Below are 1346 nucleotides of genomic sequence, written 5' to 3'. Positions count from 1 at the left end.
GCCCATAGGCGCTAAAATAGGATTTGCGCCTTGGCTTCGCTTGTGATTCCAAGATGGAATGGCACACGAATCGCTTGTGAACAAAGATTGGGCGCGCGTTGTCGCCCGACTTGGCGGAGCCGAGGCTCTGAACATTAGCGCGCGCAAGACGAAGGCGTTTGTCCGTCCGCGGGAGATCAGCAATGCGGTCGACTTGCTGCGCCTGATCTTGGCTTATTGCCTTGGTGAGAAAGGGCTGCGGTTGACGGCGGCATGGGCCACGTCGGTTGGGCTTGTCGATATCTCCAACGTGGCTCTGTTGTATCGCTTACGTCAGTGCGGAGATTGGCTGGCAATCTTGGTCGAGCAGGCGCTTGCCGCCGCGGCGCCGAAGGCGAGCCGCGGTCGTCTGATCCGTATTGTTGACGCCACGACGGTCCCCAAGGCTGGGACGAGCGGCAGGAACAAGAACGCAGTGTGGCGTATCCATAGCGCGTTCGATCTTCCGCAGGAGCGCTTTGGTCACTTCGAACTGACCGATCAGCGAGCGGGCGAGACGCTGGATCGGATACCGGCGGTTGCCGGTGAGATCCGTCTTGCCGATCGCGCCTATCTGCAACCGGAGCGCATGGCGCATCTCGTCGATGCCGATGCAGACTTCGTGATCCGGGCCGGCTGGAAGAGCGCGCGCTGGCTCGATGCCGAAGGTAATCTTGTTGACCTCACTGCCGAACTGCGCAACGCCTCGGCGCGTGGCCTGATCGATCGGCCGATTTGGATAAAGCGCAAGTCAGGTGCGCCGCCGCTCGCAGTGCGTCTGGTTGCCGCGAAGAAGCCGGCGCAAGCTGCTGCGGCTGCGCGACGCAAGGCGCGCCGGACTGCACAAAAGGGAGGTCATCAGCTCTCCAGGCAAACACTTGACGCCGCAGATTGGGTGATCCTGGTGACCTCACTCAGGCCAGAGGACTTCACGACTGCAGATATCCTCGCCCTCTATCGGCTGCGATGGCGCATTGAGCTCGGCTTCAAGCGGCTGAAAAGCCTGATTGGCCTGAAGGGACCTCCCGGAACCGACGAGCGGTCCGCCAGACCCCATATCCTCGCTCATCTGCTGATCATTCTATTGCTCGAGCCGCTCGTCGACGAACTCGAAGACTCTCCCCGCTTGGCCGACGCCGCCTGACCCACCCAGTGACGTGGCGTCTGCTGCGCCAGCTCGTCGCTTCGCTACGGCAAGCGATCATTCCACAGCCCGCAATCGCTCTACTCTGCAGAGCCAGTCACGCTCTCCGGCGACATCTACGCGAGCCACCCAGACATAAGCGCCACTATCAGACTATGATCAAACTATTTTAGCGCCTATGGGC

Annotated in this window: 1 protein-coding gene; it reads left to right on the top strand. The window is 61.1% G+C overall.

What is annotated here, in order from left to right; translation table 11 throughout:
* Positions 1–58 precede the first annotated feature (58 nt).
* Complete coding sequence (locus ACZBJS_RS42500) at positions 59–1162, top strand: IS4 family transposase (protein WP_076824845.1); 1104 nt, start codon at positions 59–61, stop codon at positions 1160–1162.
* Positions 1163–1346: the final 184 nt, after the last annotated feature.

Source organism: Bradyrhizobium sp. KZN70725, assembly GCF_055264925.1.
This window is presented reverse-complemented; position numbering and strand designations above follow the sequence as displayed.